Source organism: Microbacterium paludicola, assembly GCF_015235415.1.
Taxonomy (GTDB): domain Bacteria; phylum Actinomycetota; class Actinomycetes; order Actinomycetales; family Microbacteriaceae; genus Microbacterium; species Microbacterium paludicola.
This window is the reverse complement of sequence record NZ_JADGLL010000011.1, coordinates 40,549-60,626: the sequence shown is the minus strand read 5'-3', so window position 1 is coordinate 60,626 and position 20,078 is coordinate 40,549. Positions and strand designations below refer to the sequence as shown.

The window sequence follows — 20,078 nt, the reverse complement described above, 5'->3', positions numbered from 1 at the left end:
CATCTGCCGCTTCCTATGCGAAAGGCCCTCTCGAGAGAGGGCCCATCGCCCGGAGCGACCCTGACGGGACTTGAACCCGCGACCTCCGCCGTGACAGGGCGGCACGCTAACCAACTGCGCTACAGGGCCAAACTATGAAATTGTATCAGCTCGTGTGACCCCAACGGGATTCGAACCCGTGCTACCGCCGTGAAAGGGCGGCGTCCTAGGCCGCTAAACGATGGGGCCGGGGTGAACCTCGGGGCTCACGTGCCGACGATCAAGCATAAGCGGACCGCTGCGGATTTACCAATTCGGGGCGAGTCCTCCCGGATCCCGGGCGTTTCGCAGGCAGGATGACCACGCCCCCGAGCTCCGCCGTCGTGCGCCCGGCGGGTGTGATCGATGGTGTTCCTGCGACGGATGTTGCTAGTGTGACTCATGTGAAACAGGCGGTGACCAGCCCGATGGACGCCCCGGAGGCCTCGGCGGAGGAGTGCGACTGCGCCCCGACCGCGGCTGAGCGGCGCCGTCTGTGGACCCCGATCACGCGCCGCAGCGCGCTGGCGATGGCCGGCGTCGGCGCGGTCGCGCTGGGTGTGGGGATGACGCAGGGCGGCAGTGCCTTCGGCCTCACCTACAACCCCGACGACTACCCCTCGTGGGAGGACGTTGAGCGCGCGAAGAACAACCAGGGTGCCAAGGAGTCGGAGATCCGCCGGCTCGAGGAGATGATCGCTCAGCTGCAGCAGCGGGTCGAGGAGACCCGCGCCGCCGCCGAGACGGCCGCCAACGAGTACTACGCGGCGCAGCAGGCGTTCTACGAGTCGGCCTTCCGTGCCGATGAGCTGCAGAAGCAGGCCGACGAGCAGGCGAAGATCGCCGAGACCGCCGCCACCAACGCGGCCCGCGTCGCGTCGCAGCTCTCGCGCACCGGCGGCGACAGCACCTCGCTCGAGGTGCTCTTCGCCGGCTCCGCCGAGAGCGCCGACGAGCTGCTGACGAAGCTCGGCCAGATGGACAAGCTCATCGGCGGCAGCGAGACGATCTACGCCGAAGCGGTCACGGCGCGCGACTCGGCCCAGAACCTGTCGGATCAGGCGAAGGTCGCCCGCGAGGAGCGCGACCGGCTGCAGAAGATCGCCGAAGAGAAGATGGTCGTCGCGCAGAACGCGCAGATCGCCGCCGAGCAGGCGCTGGCCGACCAGGAGGACCACATGGTCACCCTGGAGGGCCAGCTCGCCGCCCTGCGGGACAACACCGCGAAGACGGTCGCCGAGTACCAGGCGGGCGTCGAGGCCAAGAAGGCCTACGAGGCCGAGCAGCGCCGCCTCGAGGAGGAGCGCCGCAGGAAGGCCGCCGCGGAAGCCGCGCGCAAGGCGGAAGAAGCTCGAAAGGCGCGCGAAGCCGCAGCGGCCGCCGCCGCGCAGAACGGCGGCGGTGGGGGCGGCGGGGCCGCGCCCGCGTCCGGAGGCGGGGGTTCGTCTGCCGGTGGCGGCGCCGCCGTCGGCAGCGGATGGGCCCGCCCGAGCGACGGCTGGCGCACCTCCGGCTACGGCCCACGCCCGCAGATGTGCGGCCCCAGCTACTGCGGTTCGCGCATCCACGCCGGCATCGACCTCGCCGCCGGCTGCGGCGCCCCCATCTACGCCGCCGCGAACGGCACCGTCGTCTACGCCGGCCGCAACGGCGGCTACGGAAACTACATCCGCCTCGACCACGGCAACGGCGTCGGCACCGGCTACGCGCACATCGTCAACGGCGGCATCATCGTCGGCTACGGCCAGTACGTCTCGGCCGGCCAGGTCATCGCCTACGAGGGGAACACCGGAAACTCCTTCGGCTGCCACCTCCACTTCGAGGTGTACGTCGGCGGCGCGACGACCGACCCGGGCCCCTGGATGTCGGCCCGCGGCATCAACACTTACTGATTTCTCACGCCTCCCGCATCCCGCTCGGGCACCGCTTCGCGGCGCCGCTCGCGGCTGCGGACGCTGTCGCTGACGCTCCATCGGGGGGCGTGAGGTGGCGGGCGCATGAGCGCCCGCACGCTCCCTTTGGTCGCACGAGGGGCTCACCGTCGCACGCACCCGGCTTCGCCCACCCGTGCACCGGCGCCGCTCCGCGCCGCACGACAAAGGGGCCCATCCCGGAGGATGAGCCCCTGAGTGACGAGCGTCAGGCGCGCGTGTTCGGGGCCTCGCCGGCGCCCTGCGTGCGGGTCTGCGCCTCGTGCTCCTCGAAGCGCGTGTACGCCTCGGACACCAGACGCTCGGCCTCGGCGGCGTCGCCCCACTGGTCGACCTTGACCCACTTGTTGGGCTCGAGGTCCTTGTAGTGCTCGAAGAAGTGCTCGATCTCCTTCTTCGTGTACTCCGCGAGGTCGCCGATGTCCTGGATGTGGTCCCAGCGCGGGTCCTTCGCCAGCACGGCGATGACCTTGTCGTCGCCGCCGGCCTCGTCCTTCATCTTCAGAACCGCGACGGGACGCACCTTCACGCCCACGCCGGGGTAGACCGCGTGGTCCATGACGACCAGCACGTCGAGCGGGTCGCCGTCCTCGCCGAGCGAGTTCTCGAAGAACCCGTAGTCGGTCGGGTAGCCGAAGGTCGTGTACAGCACACGGTCGAGGAAGACGCGGCCAGTGCCGTGGTCGACCTCGTACTTCACGCGGCTGCCGCGCGGGATCTCGATGACTGCGTCGTAGGCGCCCATGCCGGTTGCTCCTTGAAATCAGGGGATCTGCCGCCCCAAGCCTAGACGGCCGCACTCGGTACCGTTGAGCCGTGCTCGATCCCGCCCTCGCCGCCGTCCGCCTTGCCGTCCGTACCTCGCTCGCCGACGTCCCGGACGGATCCGTCGTGCTCGTGGCGCTCTCCGGCGGCGCCGACTCGCTGGCCCTCGCCGCAGCCGCCGCGCACGAGGCGCGCACGAGGGGCATCCGGATCGGCAGCGTCACGATCGACCACGGCCTGCAGGACGGATCGGATGCGGTCGCGCTCGCCGCCGCGAAGCAGGCGGCGGCGCTCGGGATCGACCCCATCGTCGTGCGGGTCGACGTCGGCAAGGACGTCAGCGCCGCAGGCGGGCTGGAGGCCGCCGCGCGCTCCGCTCGCTACCGGGCGCTGCGTGACGCGGCCTCCGACGCGCGCGCCGCGGCCGTGCTGCTCGGGCACACGCTCGACGACCAGGCCGAGACCGTGCTGCTGGGCCTCGCACGCGGCGCCGGGGCGACGAGCCTCGCCGGGATGCCGCCCGCGAGGCTCGACGAGAACGGGCTGCGCTGGCTGCGCCCCCTGCTCGGCCTGCGCCGCCGGACGACCCGCGACGCCTGCACGGCGCAGTGCCTTGCGCCCTGGGATGACCCGCACAACGTCGACGACCGGTTCTCGCGCGTGCGGGTGCGCGAGCGCATCCTGCCGGTCCTCGAGGCCGAGCTCGGCCCCGGCATCGCCGAGGCGCTCGCCCGCACGGCGGAGCAGCTGCGCGAGGACTCCGAGGCGTTCGCCGAGATGATCGACGAGACGATCGAGGACATCGTCGAGCACTCCGAGGCCGGCATCGCCGTCTCCGCCGCGGCGCTCGCCGCGAACCCGCCCGCGCTGCGGAACCGGATCATCCGCCACGTCGTGCAGAGCGAATTCGGCGTGGCGCTGACACGGGTGCAGACGCTCGAGGTGGCGCGGCTCGCGATCGACTGGGCCGGCCAGGGGCCGATCGATCTCCCCTCGTGCAGCGCCGCACGCCGCGGCGGCCTGATCCACTTCACGGCGCGCGACCAGCAGCGCGCTACGTAGACTCGACGCATGCGCGCGGCGGACATCCCGAACGACCTCACCTCCGTCCTCGTCACCGAGGAGCAGATCAACGAGAAGCTCGCGGAGCTCGCGCTCCGCGTGGAGGAGGACTACTCCGGGAAGAAGCTGCTGCTCGTCGGCGTCCTGAAGGGCGCGGTCATGGTCATGGCCGACTTCGCCCGTCACCTCACCCGGGACATCGCGATGGACTGGATGGCCGTGTCCAGCTACGGCAGCTCGACCAAGTCGAGCGGCGTCGTGCAGATCCGCAAGGACCTCGACACGGATCTCGGCGGCTGGCACGTCCTGATCGTCGAGGACATCATCGACTCGGGGCTCACCCTCAGCTGGCTGCTCGACAACTTCGCGTCGCGCGGCGCGGAGTCGATCGAGGTGCTGGCGCTGCTGCGCAAGCCCGAGGCGGCCAAGGTCGAGATCGACTGCAAGTATCTGGGCTTCGACATCCCGAACGAGTTCGTCATCGGCTACGGCCTCGACTACGCCGAGCGCTACCGCAACCTCCGCGACGTCGCGATCCTGGCGCCCCACGTATACGCATAGTTTTCCAGGAACGTTTCTCGCACGGGGCCGGACTGGCCGACCGCTCGGGACTCACCGGTACGCCGTGGGCGAATACCAGGTCGCCCATAGCCGGCCAGGGGTAACGTGAACGGCACGTCGCCAAGGGCTGCGACGCGCACGACAGGAGGGGCAGGGGGAGACCCCGGACCATGGACTTCAAGAAGCTCACACGCAATCCGCTGATCTACATCCTGCTGATCGGCGTGCTTCTCGTCGTCGGCTTCTCGCTGATCTCGAGCCTCACCGGCACGAAGCAGGTGACGACCCAGGAGGGTCTCGAGCTGCTCGGCGGAGACACCGTCGAGAAGGTGCTCATCACCGACGGCGACCAGCGGGTCGACCTGCACCTCTCCGAGGCGCACGAGGGTGCGACCGACGTGCAGTTCTACTACGTCACCGCCCGCGCCGACGAGGTCGTCGCCGCGGTCGAGAGCGCCGCCCCCAAGGACGGCTTCAACGACGCGGTGCCGCGCGCCACGTGGTTCGACGGGCTGATCTCGCTGCTGCTGCCGATGCTGCTGCTCGGTGTGCTGTTCTGGTTCCTGCTGTCGAGCGCCCAGGGCGGCGGCGGCAAGGTCATGCAGTTCGGCAAGTCGCGCGCGAAGCTCGCGAACAAGGAGCACCCGGACGTCACGTTCGCGGATGTCGCCGGTGCCGACGAGGCGCTCGAGGAACTGCAGGAGATCAAGGACTTCCTGAAGGACCCGGCCAAGTACCAGGCGCTCGGCGCCCGCATCCCGAAGGGCGTGCTGCTGTACGGCCCTCCCGGAACCGGAAAGACCCTGCTCGCGCGTGCCGTCGCGGGTGAGGCGGGCGTTCCCTTCTACTCGATCTCGGGCTCGGACTTCGTCGAGATGTTCGTCGGCGTCGGCGCGAGCCGCGTGCGCGACCTGTTCAACCAGGCCAAGGAGAACTCGCCCGCGATCATCTTCATCGACGAGATCGACGCCGTCGGCCGCCACCGCGGCGCCGGCATGGGCGGCGGTCACGACGAGCGTGAGCAGACCCTGAACCAGATGCTCGTCGAGATGGACGGCTTCGACCCCAAGGCGAACGTCATCGTCATCGCGGCGACGAACCGTCCCGACATCCTCGACCCGGCGCTGCTGCGTCCCGGCCGCTTCGACCGTCAGATCGGCGTGGACGCGCCGGATCTCGCCGGTCGCCGCCGCATCCTCGAGGTGCACGGGCGCGGCAAGCCGCTCGCCGACAGCGTCGACCTCGAGGTCGTCGCGCGCAAGACCCCCGGCTTCACCGGTGCGGATCTCGCGAACGTCCTGAACGAGGCGGCGCTGCTCACGGCCCGCTCGAACGCGCAGCTGATCGACAACCGCGCGCTCGACGAGGCGATCGACCGTGTCATCGCCGGCCCGCAGCGCCGCACCCGCGTGATGAACGACAAGGAGAAGCTCATCACCGCGTACCACGAGGGCGGTCACGCTCTCGCCGCGGCGGCGATGAACCACACCGACCCCGTGACGAAGATCACGATCCTGCCGCGCGGCAAGGCCCTCGGCTACACGATGGTGCTGCCGCTCGAGGACAAGTACTCCGTCACGCGCAACGAGCTGCAGGATCAGCTCGCCTACGCGATGGGTGGCCGTGTCGCCGAGGAGATCGTGTTCCACGACCCGACAACCGGCGCGTCGAACGACATCGAGAAGGCCACCGGCATCGCCCGCAAGATGGTCACCGAGTACGGAATGACCACCGACGTGGGCCCCGTGAAGCTCGCCTCGTCCAGCGGCGAGGTGTTCATGGGCCGCGACATGGGTCACGGGCGCGAGTACTCGGAGCGGGTCGCCGAGCGCATCGACCAGCAGGTGCGCGGGCTCATCGAGCAGGCCCACAACGAGGCCTACGAGGTGCTCAACGCCAACCGCGACGTGCTCGACAAGCTCGCGCTGGCGCTGCTCGAGCACGAGACGCTCGACCACGTGCAGCTCGAGGACATCTTCAAGGACGTCAAGAAGCTGCCGCCGCGCCCGCAGTGGCTCTCGAGCGAGGAGCGCCCCGTCTCGCAGCTGCCGCCCGTGCAGGTGCCGCGCCGCTCCGAGCAGGTCGGCGTCGCCGCATCCACCGCCGCCGAGCAGACGGCCAAGGCCGCCGTGACGCGCCCGGCCACCGGCCAGGCCCGCCCGGCCACCGCCTGACCTCGGCCATAGGATGAGCCGGTGCCAGTCGACAGGGAGCGCGTCGCCGCGCTGACACGGGAGCTGCTTGTCGCGATCGGCGAGGATCCGGATCGTCCCGGTCTGCGCCAGACCCCCGAGCGCGTCGCGGACGCGTACACGGAGTTCTTCGCCGGTGTTGGCGGCGACCCGGCCGAGCCGCTCTCGCACACGATCAGCGTCGCGCACGGACCGGCTCCGGACACGCTGCCGTCGGGCGCCGTGATGCTGCGGGACGTCCGGTTCCGCTCGATCTGCGAGCACCACCTGCTGCCGTTCGCGGGGCACGCGCACATCGCGTACCTGCCGGGCGAGCAGGTCGTGGGACTCGGCGCGCTGCCGAAGGTGGTCGAGGTCCTCGCCGCCCGCCCGCAGGTGCAGGAGCGCCTCGGCGAGCAGATCGCCGACACGATCGCGTCCTCGCTCGATGCCCGCGGCGTGCTCGTGGTGCTCGAGGCGTCCCACCAGTGCGTGACGATGCGCGGCGCGCGCCAGAGCGACAGCTCGACGGTCACGATCGCGGCCCGCGGCGAACTCGCCGAGCCCGCCGCACGCGCGGAGATCATCGCGCTCCTGGGGCGCTCATGACGCAGATCTGGGGCATCGTCAACGTCACGCCCGACTCGTTCAGCGACGGCGGGCGGTTCTTCGACCCGGCCGCGGCAATCGCGCACGGCCGGATGCTGCGGGAGCAGGGGGCGGACGTCCTCGACGTCGGCGGCGAGTCGACGCGGCCCGGTTCCGAGCCCATCGGGGCCGAGGAGGAGATCCGGCGTATCCTGCCTGTGATCGAGGCGCTCGCGGCCGATGGTGCCGTGGTCAGCGTCGACACCTATCGCGCCGAGACCGCGCGGGCGGCGCTCGCCGCCGGCGCGCGGATCGTCAACGACGTCGCGGGTGGCCTCGCCGATCCGGAGATCCTGGAGGTCGTCGCGGAGGCGCAGGCGTTCGTCGCGCTCGGGCACTGGCGCGGGCCGTCGGCGGACATGTACGCGAACGCGGCCTACGACCGGATCGGCGCGGAGGTCGCCGCCGAGCTGCGCGATCGCAGCGAGGACGCGCTCGCGGCCGGCGTGCTGCGCGAGCGGATCATCGTCGACCCCGGTATCGGGTTCGCGAAGGCCGGCGAGCAGAACTGGACGCTGCTGCGTCAGCTCGACGAGGTGCGCCGGCTCGGGTTCCCCGTGCTGATCGGCACCTCCCGCAAGCGGTTCCTGAGCACCGCGCTCGGCGAGGATGCATCCGAGCAGCGCAAGGATCTCGCGACGGCCGTGACGAGCGCCTTCGCCGCGCGGCACGGCCTGCACGCGGTGCGCGTTCACGACGTCGCCTCCACGCGGGACGCGATCGCGGTCATGGAGGCATGGGAGGGATGGGGATGAGCTCGCTGGACACGATCACCCTGACGGGCCTGCGCGCCTTCGGGCGCCACGGCGTCTTCGATTTCGAACGCGAGGACGGGCAGGAGTTCGTCGTCGACCTCGCGCTCGGGGTGTCCACCAAGAAGGCCGCGAAGAGCGACGACGTCGCCGACACCGTGCACTACGGCGAGCTCGCCGAGAAGGTCGTCGCGATCGTCGGCGGCGAGCCGGTGAACCTCATCGAGACCCTCGCGCACCGCATCGCCGGCGCCGTGATGGAGGACGAGCGCGTCCACTTCCTCGCCGTCACCGTGCACAAGCCGCACGCGCCGATCCAGGCGCAGTTCCAGGATGTCGCCGTCACCGTCCACGCGACCCGGGAAGACCACGGGACACACGGATGAGCCGAAACCTGCGTATGCCGCTGGGCTCGTCGCCGACGGCCGAGCCGCGCGCGACGGTCACGGCCGTGGTCGCCCTGGGGGCCAACCTCGGGGACCGCGAGGCGACCCTCGAGAACGCGCTCGCCGAGCTGCGTCGGCTGCCGCTCGTCGACGAGGTGACCGCGTCGACGCCCATCGAGTCGGTCGCGCTGACGCTGGAGGGGCCGGATGAATCCCAGCCCGCGTACCTCAACGCCGTGGCGCTCGTGCGCACGCGCCTGGCGCCGTCGGTGCTGCTGGGGATGCTCCACGCGATCGAGGCCCGGCACGGGCGGGAGCGCCGCGAGAAATGGGGCGCCCGCACCCTCGATCTCGACCTGATCGCGTACGGCGACGTGGTGTCCGAGGACGAGAGGCTGCAGCTGCCGCATCCGCGCGCGGCCGAGCGCGACTTCGTCCTCGCTCCCTGGCTCGAGGTGGATCCGGATGCCGTCCTCCCCGGTCGGGGACGCGTCGCCGACCTCCTGGCGGCCCTGCGCGGAGAAGGCGCATGACCCGCACGTCACCCCTCGCCCTGATCGTCGCCGCCGTGCTCGGCGGTGGCGTCGGATTCCTCGTCGATCACCTGCTCACCCTGTCGGGCCGGCCGACGTTCTCGCCCGCCGTGGGCCTGCCCATCCTGCTCGTGCTGCTCGGCGCGATCACGCTGGCACTCGCGTGGCCCGTGCGTCGGTCGGTGCGCTCGGCGGACGCCCCGCGCGTGGATCCGTTCCGCGCCGTCCGGATCGCCATGCTCGCCAAGGCGTCGAGCCTCGTCGGCGCGGCGTTCCTCGGCGCAGCGCTCGGCCTCGTCCTCTACGTCTCGACGCGACCGGTGACCCCCGGGCTAGGCTCGATGACGACGACCATCGCGACAATCGCGGCGGGTGCCGTGCTGGTGGTGGCGGCCCTGGTCGCGGAGCATTTCTGCAGCCTGCCGAAGGATCCTGATGAGCGAGATCGAGACGACGCCGAGCCCGGAGAGCCCGCGCACTGACCCGCCGGTGCTCGACCAGGGCACGTACACCGCGATCCGCGAGCCGCGCGGCGCGGGGCGCCTGGAGCTCGACGGCCAGTGGCACCAGATCTCGCCGAAGTACGTCGCGTCGCAGACCGTGCAGAACGGGATCTTCCTGGTGGTCGTGCTCGCCGCGGTCATCGCCGCCTGGCTGATCCTCGGACACTGGTGGCCGTGGCTGCCGGGCGGCGTCCTGATCCTGACGACGCTCATCACGCAGATCGTCCTGCCGCGTCAGGCCCGCGCCCTCGGCTACATGCTGCGCGCCGACGACCTCGTGTTCCGCAAGGGCATCCTGTGGCAGCGGATGATCGCCGTTCCGTACGGCCGGATGCAGCTGATCGACATCACCCACGGGCCGATGGATCGGGCGTTCGGGATCGCGAAGCTCAAGATGGTCACGGCCGCCGCGACGACCGGCGTCGAGATCCCCGGGCTCGGCCGCGAGGCCTCCGAGGCGCTGCGCGACACCCTGATCCACGTGGCCGAGACGCGACGGACGGGCCTGTGACGGATCCGCAGACCACCGCTCCGCAGCCGGCGCAGCAGCAGCCGCTTGCCGACGGCGGCTCGTCCTCGCTCGCGGACGGCGGCTGGCACCGGCTTCACCCGCTGACGCCCCTGTTCCAGGGCGGCCTGGTGCTGATCATCGTGGCCGGCATCGTGCTGTCGAACTTCCGCGACCACGCCGTGTTCTGGTTCATCTCGATCGTCGCGCCGGGGGAGCTCGACGACGACGAGATCGACCCGAGCGAGGGTGACTTCCTCGGCTTCCTTTTCGAGAACAACTTGATCCTGCTGGGGCTCGGCATCCTCCTTGCCGTGCTCGTGGTGCTGATCGTCGCCTTCTGGGTCGTCTGGCGCTTTCACCAGTTCCGCATCACGGGCGATGACGTCGAGGTGCGGAAGGGAATCGTCTTCCGCTCGCACCGCCGGGCACCGCTCGACCGGGTGCAGGGAGTGAACCTCACGCGGCCGTTCCCCGCGCGGATCATCGGCATGGCCAAGCTCGAGGTCGTCGGCGCGGGAACCGACGCGAACGTCGGGCTCGAGTACCTCTCGACGGATCGTGCCGAGCAGGTGCGCAGCGACATCCTGCGGCTCGCGTCCGGCGCCCGCGCGGCGCGGCAGGCCGCGCGTGACGAGGCGGCCGGAGTCGCTCCGCGCGCGCGCCTCGTGGATGCCCTGAACCAGGGCGTCGTCGGGATGATCGACGGCGTCGACCGCGCGGATGTCGCGCCCGAGAGCGTCGTCCACATCCCCGCCGGCCGCCTGATCGCCGCGCAGCTGCTTCACGGGGCGCTGTGGCTCGTGCTGTTCGCGGTCATCTGGGGAACGAGCGTGCTGCTTCCGCTGCTGCTGAGCACCGACGGCACCGAGGGGACCGTGATCACCATCGGCGTCGGGCTCGGCACGGGCATCCCGATGGCGTTCGCGGCCGTGGCGATCACGTGGTCGCAGATCTCGAAGTCGCTCCGCTACGCGATCGCGCCGACGCCCGACGGCGTGCGGGTGACGTTCGGCCTGTTCACGACCATCACCGAGACCCTGCCTCCCGGCCGGATCTTCGCGGTCGAGGTGACGCAGTCGATCCTGTGGCGCCCGTTCGGCTGGTGGGCGATCAAGATCAACCGGATGAGCGGCAAGAGCGCCGCCCAGCAGCAGTCGGGGACCGCGCAGCAGTTCAACACGGTGCTGCCCGTGGGGACGCGCGCCGACGTGGAGCGGGTGCTGTCGCTGATCCTGCCCGGTGTGCCGCGCGAGGACTGGCCGCTGCTGTGGGACCACGGAATGCTCGGCCCCGTGCCGGACGCGCCCGACCCGTACCGGACGATGGCGCGCCGCGCCTGGTGGCGCCGGCCGGTGTCGTGGCGCCGCCACGGCTTCGCGCTCACCCCGTACGCGCTCGTGCTGCGGCGCGGTGTGGTGTGGCGCAAGCTCGCGCTGTTCCCGCTCGCGCGCCTGCAGGGGATCTCGATCCAGCAGGGGCCGATCGACCGCTGGCAGCGCGTCGCGGCGGTGCAGGTGCACACGGTGCAGGGCCCGGTGCTCGGTCATGTCGTCGGCCTCGAGCGCGACGACGTGATCGGGCTGCTCGAGGACGTCAGCCGCGGAGCGGTCGCCGCCGCGGCGGCCGACCAGTCGCACCGGTGGCTGCAGCACCTCGCTCCCGTCGAGGAGACGGTGCCGGAGGAGGACTGGCCAGTGGCCGCGCCCGTCCCGCCTGTCGTGCCTGCCGCGCCGGTGCCGCCCGCCCCGCTCGGGAGCAGCGAGGAGCCCCGGGCATGAACCGCGACGGACGCCTCGGGGTCGGCATCATCGGCGCCGGGCGGGTCGGCCCGGTTGTCGGCGCCGCGCTCGCCGGAGCAGGTCACGCCCTCACGGGCATCACCAGCGGGTCGGATGACGAGCGCGTCGAGGCGATCCTGCCCGGCGTGCCGGTGCTCGACGCCCTCGAGGTCGTGCGGCGCAGCGAGCTGGTGATCGTGGCGGTTCCGCACGCCGAGCTGCCGGGCCTCGTCTCGGGCCTCGCCGAGCTCGGCGCCTGGCAGGTGGGGCAGCTCGTGCTCCACACCGACGCCGCGCACGGGATCGAGGTGCTGCGTCCGGCGGCCGAGCGTGGGGCCATCCCGCTGGCCGTGCACCCGGCGGTCGCCTTCACCGGCACCAGCATCGACCTCCGTCAGCTCGCGGCGTCCTACGCCGCCGTGACCGCCCCGGCGGCCGTGTTGCCGATCGCGCAGGCGATCGCCGTCGAGCTGGGCTGCGAGCCGGTCGTCGTCGCCGAGCAGGATCGCGCCGCGTACGCGGAGGCGATCGCGACCGCGTCCGAGTTCTCGCGGCAGATCGTCCATCAGGCCACCGGCATCCTCCGCGGCATCGGCGTCGAGAATCCCGGCGGCTACCTCTCGGCCCTCGTGCGCTCGACGGTCGACCACGCGCTCGCCGAGGCGTCGCCCACGGTGATCCTGCCCCCCGACGAGTAGGGAATGGGGTTTCATCCCGCGTTTCGGCTGTGCCCCTTTGCGAGCGAAGCGAGCGTGCTTCTTTTCCCGCTTCGCGGGGTAGTGCAGTGAGCGTGCGCGATCCTTCGCCCGACGCTTCGCGCCGGGGCTCTGGAATCGCGGGCTGTCGCTGCGCTCCATCCGCCGACGGGCGTTGCGTTTTCGAGGTGGTCGGCAGTCGCTTCGCTCCACGCTCGCTTCGCTCGCACAGGGGTACATGCCGGGACCGGCGTACAGGCCGTGACGGCTCGACCAGTCCTCTCAGATAAACGGGAACCGGGGCCCGCATAGGATTGAGCACATGCCTGAAACGCCCGCCGAGAACGCGCCCGAGCCCACCGAAGAGGACATCTTCGAGCAGAAGGCCGTGCGGCTGGCGAAGCGCGAGCGGCTCATCGCCGAGCGCGAGACCGCGGCTGGCGGGGCATACCCCGTGTCGGTGCCGGTGACGCACACGATCCCGGCGCTGCGTGCCGACTACGGCGACCTCGAGGCGGGGGCCGAGACCGGCGAGACCGCCGCGGTCGCCGGGCGGATCGTGTTCAGCCGCAACACCGGCAAGCTCTGCTTCGCGACGCTGCAGTCGGGCGACGGATCGCGCATCCAGGCGATGGTGTCGCTGGCGAACGTCGGCGACGACTCGCTGCAGCGCTGGAAGGAGCTCGTCGACCTCGGCGACCACGTCGCGGTGTCGGGCGAGATGATCTCGAGCCGCCGCGGCGAGCTGTCGATCATGGTGTCGGCGTGGGAGATCGCGGCGAAGGCCATCCTGCCTCTGCCGAACATGTACACCGAGCTCAACGAGGAGAGCCGCGTCCGCAGCCGCTTCCTCGACCTGATCGTGCGCGACACCGCCCGCACCACCGTGCGCGCCCGCGCCACGGTGAACGCGAGCCTGCGTGCAACGTTCGCCGGCCACGACTTCGTCGAGGTCGAGACGCCCATGCTGCAGGTGCAGCCCGGTGGCGCGACCGCGCGTCCGTTCATCACCCACTCGAACGCGTTCGACACCGATCTGTACCTGCGCATCGCGCCGGAGCTGTACCTGAAGCGCGCCGTGGTGGGCGGCATCGACCGCGTGTTCGAGATCAACCGCAACTTCCGCAACGAGGGCGCCGACTCCACGCACAGCCCCGAGTTCGCGATGCTCGAGGCATACCAGGCGTACAGCGACTACAACGGCATCGCCGACCTCACGCAGGAGCTGATCCAGAACGCCGCGGTCGCCGTGGCCGGATCGACCACGGTCACGTGGGCGGACGGCACCGAGTTCGACCTCGGCGGCGAGTGGGACCGCGTCTCGATGTACCCGTCGCTGTCGGAGGCCGCGGGCGTCGAGGTCACCCCGGAGACCGGCATGGACGAGCTGCTGAAGCTCGCCGAGGACAACGGCGTCGAGGTGCCGTCGCACGTGACGCACGGAAAGCTCGTCGAGGAGCTGTGGGAGCACTTCGTCAAGCAGCACCTGACGCGCCCCACGTTCGTGATGGACTTCCCTGTCGACACGAGCCCGCTCGTGCGCGAGCACCGCTCCATCCCGGGCGTCGTCGAGAAGTGGGACCTGTACGTGCGCGGTTTCGAGCTCGCCACGGGCTACTCCGAGCTCGTCGACCCGGTCATCCAGCGCGAGCGGTTCGTCGAGCAGGCGAAGCTCGCGGCGCGCGGCGACGACGAGGCGATGCGGATCGACGAGGAGTTCCTGCGTGCCCTCGAGCACGGAATGCCCCCCACAGGCGGCATGGGAATGGGAATCGACCGCCTGCTGATGGCCATCACGGGCCTCGGCATCCGCGAGACGATCCTCTTCCCGCTCGTCAAGTAGCACCGCCTCTACCGCCGGGACTTCGCCCAGCGGCGCCGCTCGTCGCGGTTCTTCGGCGGCGGCCCGGGGATCGCTCGGTCGAGCGCCCAGGACGGCAGATGCGCGTGCCGGATCATCGTCGCGACGATGTTGGCGAGCCCGTGGGCGGAGTTGATCTCCTGCGCGAGCCGCACGTAGTGCGCGGCGTGCGTAGACGACCCCAGGGCCCAGCACAGCCACGCGGTCGAGGCGAGCACGCCGGTGCGCAGGCGCGGCGGCGCGACCGAGGCGACCTTCTTGGTGACCTCGAGCGCGCGGCGGAGTCGCACGGGGTCGGGTCGCGGCCCCTCGCCGGCAAGACGGAGCGGACCGCGGAAGTCGGACGCCGTCCCCTCCAGCCAGGACACGTTGAACTGCTGGACCTCCCTTCCCTCCGCGAGGTCGCCGCACCACTGGCTGAGCGCGATGTCGCGGGCCGCCGGACGCTCGAGCGCAAGGACCAGCAGTGCGAGCGCCTCCGTGGAGAGCTCCACGTCGCTCGTCACGGCGTCCTCGAAGGCGAGGGGGAGCTCCGGATCCGCGGGGTTCAGCGTCAGCGCGCGGATCGCCTGCGCGACGCGCTCCCGCTCGTCCGCGTCGCTCGGCGGCAGCTCGAGTCCGGCGTGCTGGTCGGCGAGCGGCGCACCGTCGCCGAAGTCGAGGTCCTCGGGGCGGATCAGGTCGAGCGGGCTCCCCGAGTACGGGCCGTCCGGCTCGAGGTACGACCCCCACGCATCGGCCGCGACGCACAGGGCATCGACGACGGCGTAGTCGGCCGCCTCGGCGCACCGCACGAGGGCCTCGACGAACGTGGCGCGCGCGATCCGGCCCCGCTCGTCGCGGTAGCCGTCCTCGGTGTAGACGACGATCGCGATCCGATTCGCGTGGCGGACACGCGTGAACAAGCCGATGAAGCTCGCGGCGAGTTCGGCTGGGTCTGGCTCGTCGGCGCCCGGCAGGTCGACGCGCAGCGCGCCGAGCGTGCGCTTGTCGGCGAAGGGGACGAGCACCACGCTGTCGCGCGGGTGGCATCCCGCGAGATGCGGGATGAGCGAGAGGAACTCAGCGCTGTCGCCCGCACGGACGATCACGGGGCTGGGAGCGGAGGGCTGCAAGGTCATGCGTCGAGCCTGTCCGCGGCCCGCCGGCCGGCCCAGGGTGAAGGAGGGGAACAGGGCATTCATGCCCCTGTGCACGAGTCATCCGGCGGTTGTACACAGCCGACGGCCGTACCATTGAGGTGTGGACGAATACTGGCTGGCAGTGGTGTGGTCGCTCCTGCCGACCGTCGTCATCTGCGTGATCTTCTGGTACGTGCTGCGCAGCATCCTGCGCTTCGACCGCACCGAGCGTCGCGCCTACGCGCGGATCGAGGCCGAGGAGCGCGCGAAGCGCGGTCTCCCGCCCCGCGACGCCGCGGAATGACGCCCGGCCGCGTCTGATCCGGCCGCGTCCGACGCCCCCGATACGCTGGGGACGACCGCGCGAGAGGGGTGTCTTTGGACCTGTTCCTGGATCCGTCGTGGTCGCTGATCGCGGTCACGGTCATCGACCTCACGATCCGCATCGTCGCGGTCATCATCGTCCCGCGCAACCGCCGCCCCACGGCAGGCATGGCGTGGCTGCTGGCGATCTTCTTCCTGCCCATCCCCGGCCTGCTCCTGTTCCTGCTGATCGGCAACCCGAGGCTCCCGCGGCACCGGCGGCGACGGCAGCAGCAGATCAACGAGTACATCCACGAGGCGCGCGAGTACCTCGAGCTCGGCAGCCTGCGCCCCAACGAGCCGGCGTGGTTCACGTCGCTCGTGCGCATGAACCGCGAGCTCGGCGCCATGCCGCTCACGGGAGACAACGGCGCGCGCCTCATCCGGGACTACGACGAGAGCCTCGCCGAGATGGCCGCCGCCATCCGCAGCGCGCGCGAGTACGTGCACGTCGAGTTCTACATCTTCAAGTCCGACGAGACCACGGATGACTTCTTCCGCGCGCTCGAGGAGGTGCGCGAGCGCGGCGTTCCGGTGCGCGTCCTGCTCGATCACTGGGCGAACCTCTCGAAGCCCTACCACCGCCGCACGCTGAAGCGCCTCGACGCGATGGGTGCCGAGTGGCGCTTCGCGCTGCCGATCCAGCCGCTGCGCGGAAAGTGGCAGCGCCCCGATCTGCGCAACCACCGGAAGATCCTCGTGGTCGACGGCGACGTCGCGTTCCTCGGCTCGCAGAACATCACCGCGCCGAGCTACAACCTGCGCGCGAACATCCGCCGCGGGCTGCAGTGGGTCGACCTGATGGTGCGCCTCGACGGGCCGATCGTGTCGAGCGTGAACGCCGTCTTCCTGTCCGACTGGTTCAGCGAGGCGAGCGAGGTGCCCGAGGGGATCGACCTCAAGAAGATGGAGGCGGGCTCGGGCGACCTCGATTGCCAGATCGTGCCGTCGGGGCCCGGGTTCGAGGTCGAGAACAACCTGCGGCTGTTCCTCGGGCTGCTGTACGCGGCACAGAAGCGCGTCATCATGATCAGCCCCTACTTCGTGCCGGACGAGGCCCTGCTGCTCGCCATCACGGCGGCCACAAAGCGCGGCCTGCAGGTCGAGCTGTTCGTGTCGGAGGAGGGCGACCAGGCCGTCGTCTACCACGCGCAGCGCAGCTACTACGAGGCGCTGCTGCGCGCCGGCGTGCGCATCTGGCTCTACCCGAAGCCGTACATCCTCCACACAAAGGGCGTGACGATCGACGACGAGGTCGCCGTGATCGGCTCGAGCAACATGGACATGCGCTCGTTCGGTCTGAACCTCGAGATCACGCTGCTCGTGCGCGGCGAGGAGTTCGTGCAGCAGATGCGCGAGGTCGAGGCCGAGTACCGCGACCTCAGCCGCGAGCTCACGCTCGACGAGTGGCTTCAGCAGCCGCTGCGCTCGACCGTGCTCGACAACCTCGCGCGGCTCACGAGCGCTCTGCAGTAGCCCCGCGGGTCGCGGCCTGCACGTCGGCCTTCGGCTGCTTCGCGCGCACGTCATGGCCCTTGGGCACGTTCACGAGCAGGTTGCCCTTCTCGATGCGGCACGAGACCCGCGTCGCCTCGCCGAACTCGTCGCCGTCGAGCTGCACCTCCTGCGGGACGGTCGTCGCCGCCTCGGCCGCGATACCGCGCAGGTACCGCACCGACGCATCCCGGCCGCGACGCTCGAGCACCGCCCGACCCGCGCGCGTGCGCCGCAGCACCGAGTTGTCCCACCACACCTTGCGCCACACGCCGAGCCACCCGAAGGGACCCGTCGGCTGCATCAGCGCGACGTCGAGCTCGCCGTCGAGCACCGATCCGTCGGGGATCAGCGAGATTCCGCCCGGCAGCTCGCCGCAGTTCGCGAACAGGATGCTCTGCACCTTCGCCGTGTGCAGGCGGGCCGACGTGGGGATCGCCTGGGTCTGACCGCGGCGGATCGGGTTCTTCACGACCTCGAACGTGATGCGGAACGGCTCGGCGCCGGCAAGAGAGCGGGCGGCGCCGTCGACGTACGCGACCCAGCCCACCGACTTCTTCAGCTCAGGCTTGGTGTTCGCGATCATCGCGGCATCCAGGCCCATTCCCGCCATCACGACGAAGGCGTGCTCCTCGATATGGCCGTCAGGGCGGCGGATGGCCGCAACGCAGATGTCGACCTCCACGGTGTCGCCGTCGAAGGCGCCGGCGACCGCGTCCTCCTGGCCGTCGAGCGGCAGGCGCAGGTTGCGCGCCAGCAGGTTGCCCGTCCCGCTCGGGACGATCGTGAGGGGGACGCCGGATCCGCGGATCGCCTCCGACACGGCGCGGACGGTGCCGTCGCCGCCGGCGACGAGCACGGCATCCACGTTCTCGTCGAGCGCCTGGCGGGTGGTCGCCTGGCCGGGGTCCTCGACTGATGTCTCGAGCAGCAGCGGCGGCTGCCATCCTGCCTCGGCCGAGTGCCGCTCGACCAGCGCGCAGAGCGCCGGTCCGTCGACCTTGACGGGGTTGAAGATGAGCGCGGCCCGCTTCGACGACGCCGTCGAGTCGGCGGGGGCGAGGTCCTGCTCCTGATCCTTGGACGACACTTCGTCTCCCTTCGGTCGCTGGGCACGGCGCATGCGGTCAGCCTAGAGGTCCGGGTGCGGCCGGGGCGCGGGGCTCGCGATGAGCGGGCGAGTCGCGGTTACGATGAGCCGATGACCGCCGCCGCCGATGCGACCACCGACGATCCGTCCGCCGACGAGGGCTTCCTCACGGGCCCGGGCGAACCCGCCGGCGTGACGATGTTCGGGCCCGACTTCCCGTTCCCGTTCGACGACTGGATCTCGCACCGGGCGGGCCTCGGCGCGATCCCCGAGCAGGCGCACGGCCGCGAGGTCGCGATCATCGGCGCGGGCCTGGCCGGGATGGTGTCGGCGTACGAGCTGATGAGCCTGGGCCTCAAGCCCGTCATCTACGAGCCCACGCGGATCGGCGGGCGCCTGCGCACGCACCGGTTCGAGGGCGGCGACGGCGCGGTCGCCGAGCTCGGCGGCATGCGGTTCCCCCGCTCGGGCGCCGCCTTCTTCCACTACGCCGACCGGCTGGGGCTCACGCACCGGCCGTTCCCGAACCCCCTCACCGAGGCGGCCGGCAGCACGGTCATCGACCTGTGGGGCGAGACGCACTACGCGCGCACGCTCGATGACCTGCCGGAGTTCTACCGCGAGGTGTCGGACGCGTGGGATGCCGCGCTCGAGGAGATCGGCTTCACCGGGCTTCAGGATGCCATCCGCCGCCGCGACGCCGCCGGGCTGAAGCGCCAGTGGGACGAGCTCGTCCGCACCTGGGACGACCGCACGTTCTACGACTTCATCGCCAGCTCGAAGGCGTTCTCGAAGCTGTCGTTCCGGCACCGCGAGGCCTTCGGCCAGGTCGGCTTCGGCACGGGCGGCTGGGACTCCGACTTCCCCAACTCGATGCTCGAGATCCTGCGCGTCGCGGTGCTCGAGTGCGACACCGACCAGCGCCTGATCGAGGGCGGCGTCGAGCAGCTTCCGCGCGGGCTGTGGGATCTGCCGGTGCGGCCGGGGAGCCCGTGGCCCGAGGGGACGACGCTCGCCGCGCTCCATGGCGGGGCGACGCTGCCGGCGGCATCCGCGATCTGTCGTTCCGCGGACGGCGAGGCGTTCGACGTCCGGGACCGCTGGGGCACCACCCGCCGCCACGATGCGGTCGTCGCGACGTGCCAGAGCTGGCTGCTGACCACCGAGATCGACTGCGACGAGAGCCTGTTCTCGCAGGACATGTGGATGGCGTTCGACCGCACGCGGTACATGCAGTCGACGAAGACGTTCGTGATGGTGGATGAGCCGTTCTGGAAGCGGACCGACCCCGCGACCGGCCGCGATGTCATGAGCATGACGCTCACCGACCGCCTCACGCGCGGCACCTACCTGTTCGACAACGGGCCGGGAAAGCCTGCGGTGATCTGCCTGTCGTACTCGTGGATGTCCGACTCGCTGAAGATGCTTCCGCACTCGATCGACCGGCGCGTCGACCTCGCGCTCAACGCGCTCGCGAAGATCTACCCCGACGTCGACATCCGCAGCCACATCGTCGGCGATCCGGTCACGGTGACGTGGGAGGACGATCCGTACTTCCTCGGGGCGTTCAAAGGCGCGCTCCCCGGGCACTACCGCTACAACCACCGGATGTACACGCACTTCATGCAGGATGGGGCGCCCGATGCCGAGCGCGGCATCTTCATCGCGGGCGACGACGTGTCGTTCACCCCGGCGTGGGCCGAGGGGGCCGTGCAGACGGCGCTGAACGCGGTGTGGGGAGTGATGCACCACTTCGGCGGCGCCTCGTCGCCCGAGAACCCCGGGCCCGGCGACCGGTTCGCCGAGCTCGCCCCCGTGGCGCTGCCGGAGTAGGC

General features: G+C 70.9%; 19 protein-coding genes and 2 tRNA genes. 16 read left to right on the top strand and 5 right to left on the bottom strand.

The annotated features are described in order from the left end of the window. Window positions 1-55: 55 nt before the first annotated feature. Both IR155_RS06725 and IR155_RS06720 read right to left on the bottom strand, forming a co-directional pair. Window positions 56-129, bottom strand: a tRNA-Asp gene (locus IR155_RS06725). Between the two features lie 26 nt (window positions 130-155). Further along, window positions 156-228 (bottom strand) — tRNA-Glu (locus IR155_RS06720). A gap of 206 nt (window positions 229-434) precedes the next feature. Here IR155_RS06720 and IR155_RS06715 point away from each other — a divergent pair. Further along, complete coding sequence (locus IR155_RS06715) at window positions 435-1,910, top strand: M23 family metallopeptidase (RefSeq protein WP_233441136.1); 1,476 nt, start codon at window positions 435-437, stop codon at window positions 1,908-1,910. Window positions 1,911-2,157: 247 nt separating this feature from the next. Here the strand turns inward: IR155_RS06715 and IR155_RS06710 are convergent, their stop codons facing one another. Next, a complete protein-coding gene (locus IR155_RS06710) occupies window positions 2,158-2,694 on the bottom strand; it encodes an inorganic diphosphatase (protein WP_135114071.1) in 537 nt (178 codons plus the stop codon). Between the two features lie 71 nt (window positions 2,695-2,765). On the opposite strand from IR155_RS06710, the gene tilS reads away from it, so the two are divergent. The 12 genes from tilS (at window position 2,766) to lysS (ending at window position 14,157) form a co-directional block, all read left to right on the top strand. Then, window positions 2,766-3,776 carry a tRNA lysidine(34) synthetase TilS gene (gene tilS, locus IR155_RS06705; protein WP_135114070.1) on the top strand — a complete coding sequence of 337 codons (1,011 nt, stop codon included), beginning with the start codon at window positions 2,766-2,768 and terminating at the stop codon, window positions 3,774-3,776. Window positions 3,777-3,785: 9 nt separating this feature from the next. Beyond that, on the top strand, window positions 3,786-4,337 hold the full coding sequence (gene hpt, locus IR155_RS06700; protein WP_135114069.1) for a hypoxanthine phosphoribosyltransferase: 552 nt from the start codon (window positions 3,786-3,788) through the stop codon (window positions 4,335-4,337). 170 nt (window positions 4,338-4,507) lie between these two features. Continuing rightward, window positions 4,508-6,511 carry an ATP-dependent zinc metalloprotease FtsH gene (ftsH, locus tag IR155_RS06695; protein ID WP_135114068.1) on the top strand — a complete coding sequence of 668 codons (2,004 nt, stop codon included), beginning with the start codon at window positions 4,508-4,510 and terminating at the stop codon, window positions 6,509-6,511. A 21-nt stretch (window positions 6,512-6,532) separates the two neighbouring features. Beyond that, window positions 6,533-7,117 (top strand): GTP cyclohydrolase I, encoded by a 585-nt coding sequence (gene folE, locus IR155_RS06690; protein ID WP_135114067.1) that lies wholly within the window; start codon window positions 6,533-6,535, stop codon window positions 7,115-7,117. Next, entirely contained in the window at window positions 7,114-7,911 is a 798-nt protein-coding gene (gene folP, locus IR155_RS06685; protein ID WP_135114066.1) for a dihydropteroate synthase, read from the top strand. The genes folE and folP overlap by 4 nt, the downstream gene beginning before the upstream one ends. After that, complete coding sequence (gene folB, locus IR155_RS06680; RefSeq protein WP_135114065.1) at window positions 7,908-8,294, top strand: dihydroneopterin aldolase; 387 nt, start codon at window positions 7,908-7,910, stop codon at window positions 8,292-8,294. The genes folP and folB overlap by 4 nt, the downstream gene beginning before the upstream one ends. Beyond that, a complete protein-coding gene (gene folK / locus IR155_RS06675) occupies window positions 8,291-8,827 on the top strand; it encodes a 2-amino-4-hydroxy-6-hydroxymethyldihydropteridine diphosphokinase (RefSeq protein WP_135114064.1) in 537 nt (178 codons plus the stop codon). The genes folB and folK overlap by 4 nt, the downstream gene beginning before the upstream one ends. Beyond that, window positions 8,824-9,309, top strand: coding sequence for a DUF3180 domain-containing protein (locus IR155_RS06670; protein WP_135114063.1), 486 nt, complete (start codon window positions 8,824-8,826; stop codon window positions 9,307-9,309). The genes folK and IR155_RS06670 overlap by 4 nt, the downstream gene beginning before the upstream one ends. Beyond that, window positions 9,263-9,841, top strand: a complete 579-nt coding sequence (locus tag IR155_RS06665; RefSeq protein WP_135114062.1) for a PH domain-containing protein — start codon at window positions 9,263-9,265, stop codon at window positions 9,839-9,841. Before IR155_RS06670 ends, IR155_RS06665 begins: the two co-directional genes overlap by 47 nt. Further along, a complete protein-coding gene (locus IR155_RS06660; protein ID WP_135114061.1) occupies window positions 9,838-11,619 on the top strand; it encodes a PH domain-containing protein in 1,782 nt (593 codons plus the stop codon). The genes IR155_RS06665 and IR155_RS06660 overlap by 4 nt, the downstream gene beginning before the upstream one ends. Beyond that, window positions 11,616-12,317, top strand: coding sequence for a DUF2520 domain-containing protein (locus IR155_RS06655; protein WP_135114060.1), 702 nt, complete (start codon window positions 11,616-11,618; stop codon window positions 12,315-12,317). The genes IR155_RS06660 and IR155_RS06655 overlap by 4 nt, the downstream gene beginning before the upstream one ends. A gap of 319 nt (window positions 12,318-12,636) precedes the next feature. Next, the gene (gene lysS / locus IR155_RS06650) at window positions 12,637-14,157 is read left to right on the top strand and encodes a lysine--tRNA ligase (protein ID WP_135114059.1); all 1,521 of its coding nucleotides are present in this window, start codon (window positions 12,637-12,639) and stop codon (window positions 14,155-14,157) included. 8 nt (window positions 14,158-14,165) lie between these two features. On the opposite strand, the gene IR155_RS06645 is transcribed toward lysS, so the two are convergent. Then, window positions 14,166-15,296, bottom strand: a complete 1,131-nt coding sequence (locus IR155_RS06645) for a DUF4192 family protein (protein ID WP_167760723.1) — start codon at window positions 15,294-15,296, stop codon at window positions 14,166-14,168. A 121-nt stretch (window positions 15,297-15,417) separates the two neighbouring features. Here IR155_RS06645 and IR155_RS06640 point away from each other — a divergent pair, with 121 nt between their 5' ends. Together IR155_RS06640 and cls are read left to right on the top strand one after the other, a co-directional pair. Next, complete coding sequence (locus IR155_RS06640; RefSeq protein WP_135114057.1) at window positions 15,418-15,600, top strand: hypothetical protein; 183 nt, start codon at window positions 15,418-15,420, stop codon at window positions 15,598-15,600. Window positions 15,601-15,680: 80 nt separating this feature from the next. Continuing rightward, entirely contained in the window at window positions 15,681-17,135 is a 1,455-nt protein-coding gene (gene cls / locus IR155_RS06635; RefSeq protein ID WP_406917338.1) for a cardiolipin synthase, read from the top strand. On the opposite strand, the gene IR155_RS06630 is transcribed toward cls, so the two are convergent. Beyond that, entirely contained in the window at window positions 17,116-18,276 is a 1,161-nt protein-coding gene (locus tag IR155_RS06630) for a diacylglycerol/lipid kinase family protein (RefSeq protein ID WP_135114056.1), read from the bottom strand. The two genes, cls and IR155_RS06630, sit on opposite strands and share 20 nt — an antisense overlap. Before the next feature lie 78 nt (window positions 18,277-18,354). Here IR155_RS06630 and IR155_RS06625 point away from each other — a divergent pair, with 78 nt between their 5' ends. Beyond that, window positions 18,355-20,076 (top strand): flavin monoamine oxidase family protein, encoded by a 1,722-nt coding sequence (locus IR155_RS06625; RefSeq protein ID WP_135114055.1) that lies wholly within the window; start codon window positions 18,355-18,357, stop codon window positions 20,074-20,076. Window positions 20,077-20,078 lie beyond the last annotated feature (2 nt).

Coding starts and splice junctions, on each gene's coding strand:
- IR155_RS06710 (WP_135114071.1), bottom strand. CDS start 2,694: ATGGGCGCCTACGACGCAGTCATCGAGATCCCGCGCGGCAGCCGCGTG.
- hpt (WP_135114069.1), top strand. CDS start 3,786: ATGCGCGCGGCGGACATCCCGAACGACCTCACCTCCGTCCTCGTCACC.
- ftsH (WP_135114068.1), top strand. CDS start 4,508: ATGGACTTCAAGAAGCTCACACGCAATCCGCTGATCTACATCCTGCTG.
- folP (WP_135114066.1), top strand. CDS start 7,114: ATGACGCAGATCTGGGGCATCGTCAACGTCACGCCCGACTCGTTCAGC.
- folB (WP_135114065.1), top strand. CDS start 7,908: ATGAGCTCGCTGGACACGATCACCCTGACGGGCCTGCGCGCCTTCGGG.
- folK (WP_135114064.1), top strand. CDS start 8,291: ATGAGCCGAAACCTGCGTATGCCGCTGGGCTCGTCGCCGACGGCCGAG.
- IR155_RS06670 (WP_135114063.1), top strand. CDS start 8,824: ATGACCCGCACGTCACCCCTCGCCCTGATCGTCGCCGCCGTGCTCGGC.
- IR155_RS06665 (WP_135114062.1), top strand. CDS start 9,263: ATGAGCGAGATCGAGACGACGCCGAGCCCGGAGAGCCCGCGCACTGAC.
- IR155_RS06655 (WP_135114060.1), top strand. CDS start 11,616: ATGAACCGCGACGGACGCCTCGGGGTCGGCATCATCGGCGCCGGGCGG.
- lysS (WP_135114059.1), top strand. CDS start 12,637: ATGCCTGAAACGCCCGCCGAGAACGCGCCCGAGCCCACCGAAGAGGAC.
- IR155_RS06645 (WP_167760723.1), bottom strand. CDS start 15,296: ATGACCTTGCAGCCCTCCGCTCCCAGCCCCGTGATCGTCCGTGCGGGC.
- IR155_RS06630 (WP_135114056.1), bottom strand. CDS start 18,276: ATGCGCCGTGCCCAGCGACCGAAGGGAGACGAAGTGTCGTCCAAGGAT.
- IR155_RS06625 (WP_135114055.1), top strand. CDS start 18,355: ATGACCGCCGCCGCCGATGCGACCACCGACGATCCGTCCGCCGACGAG.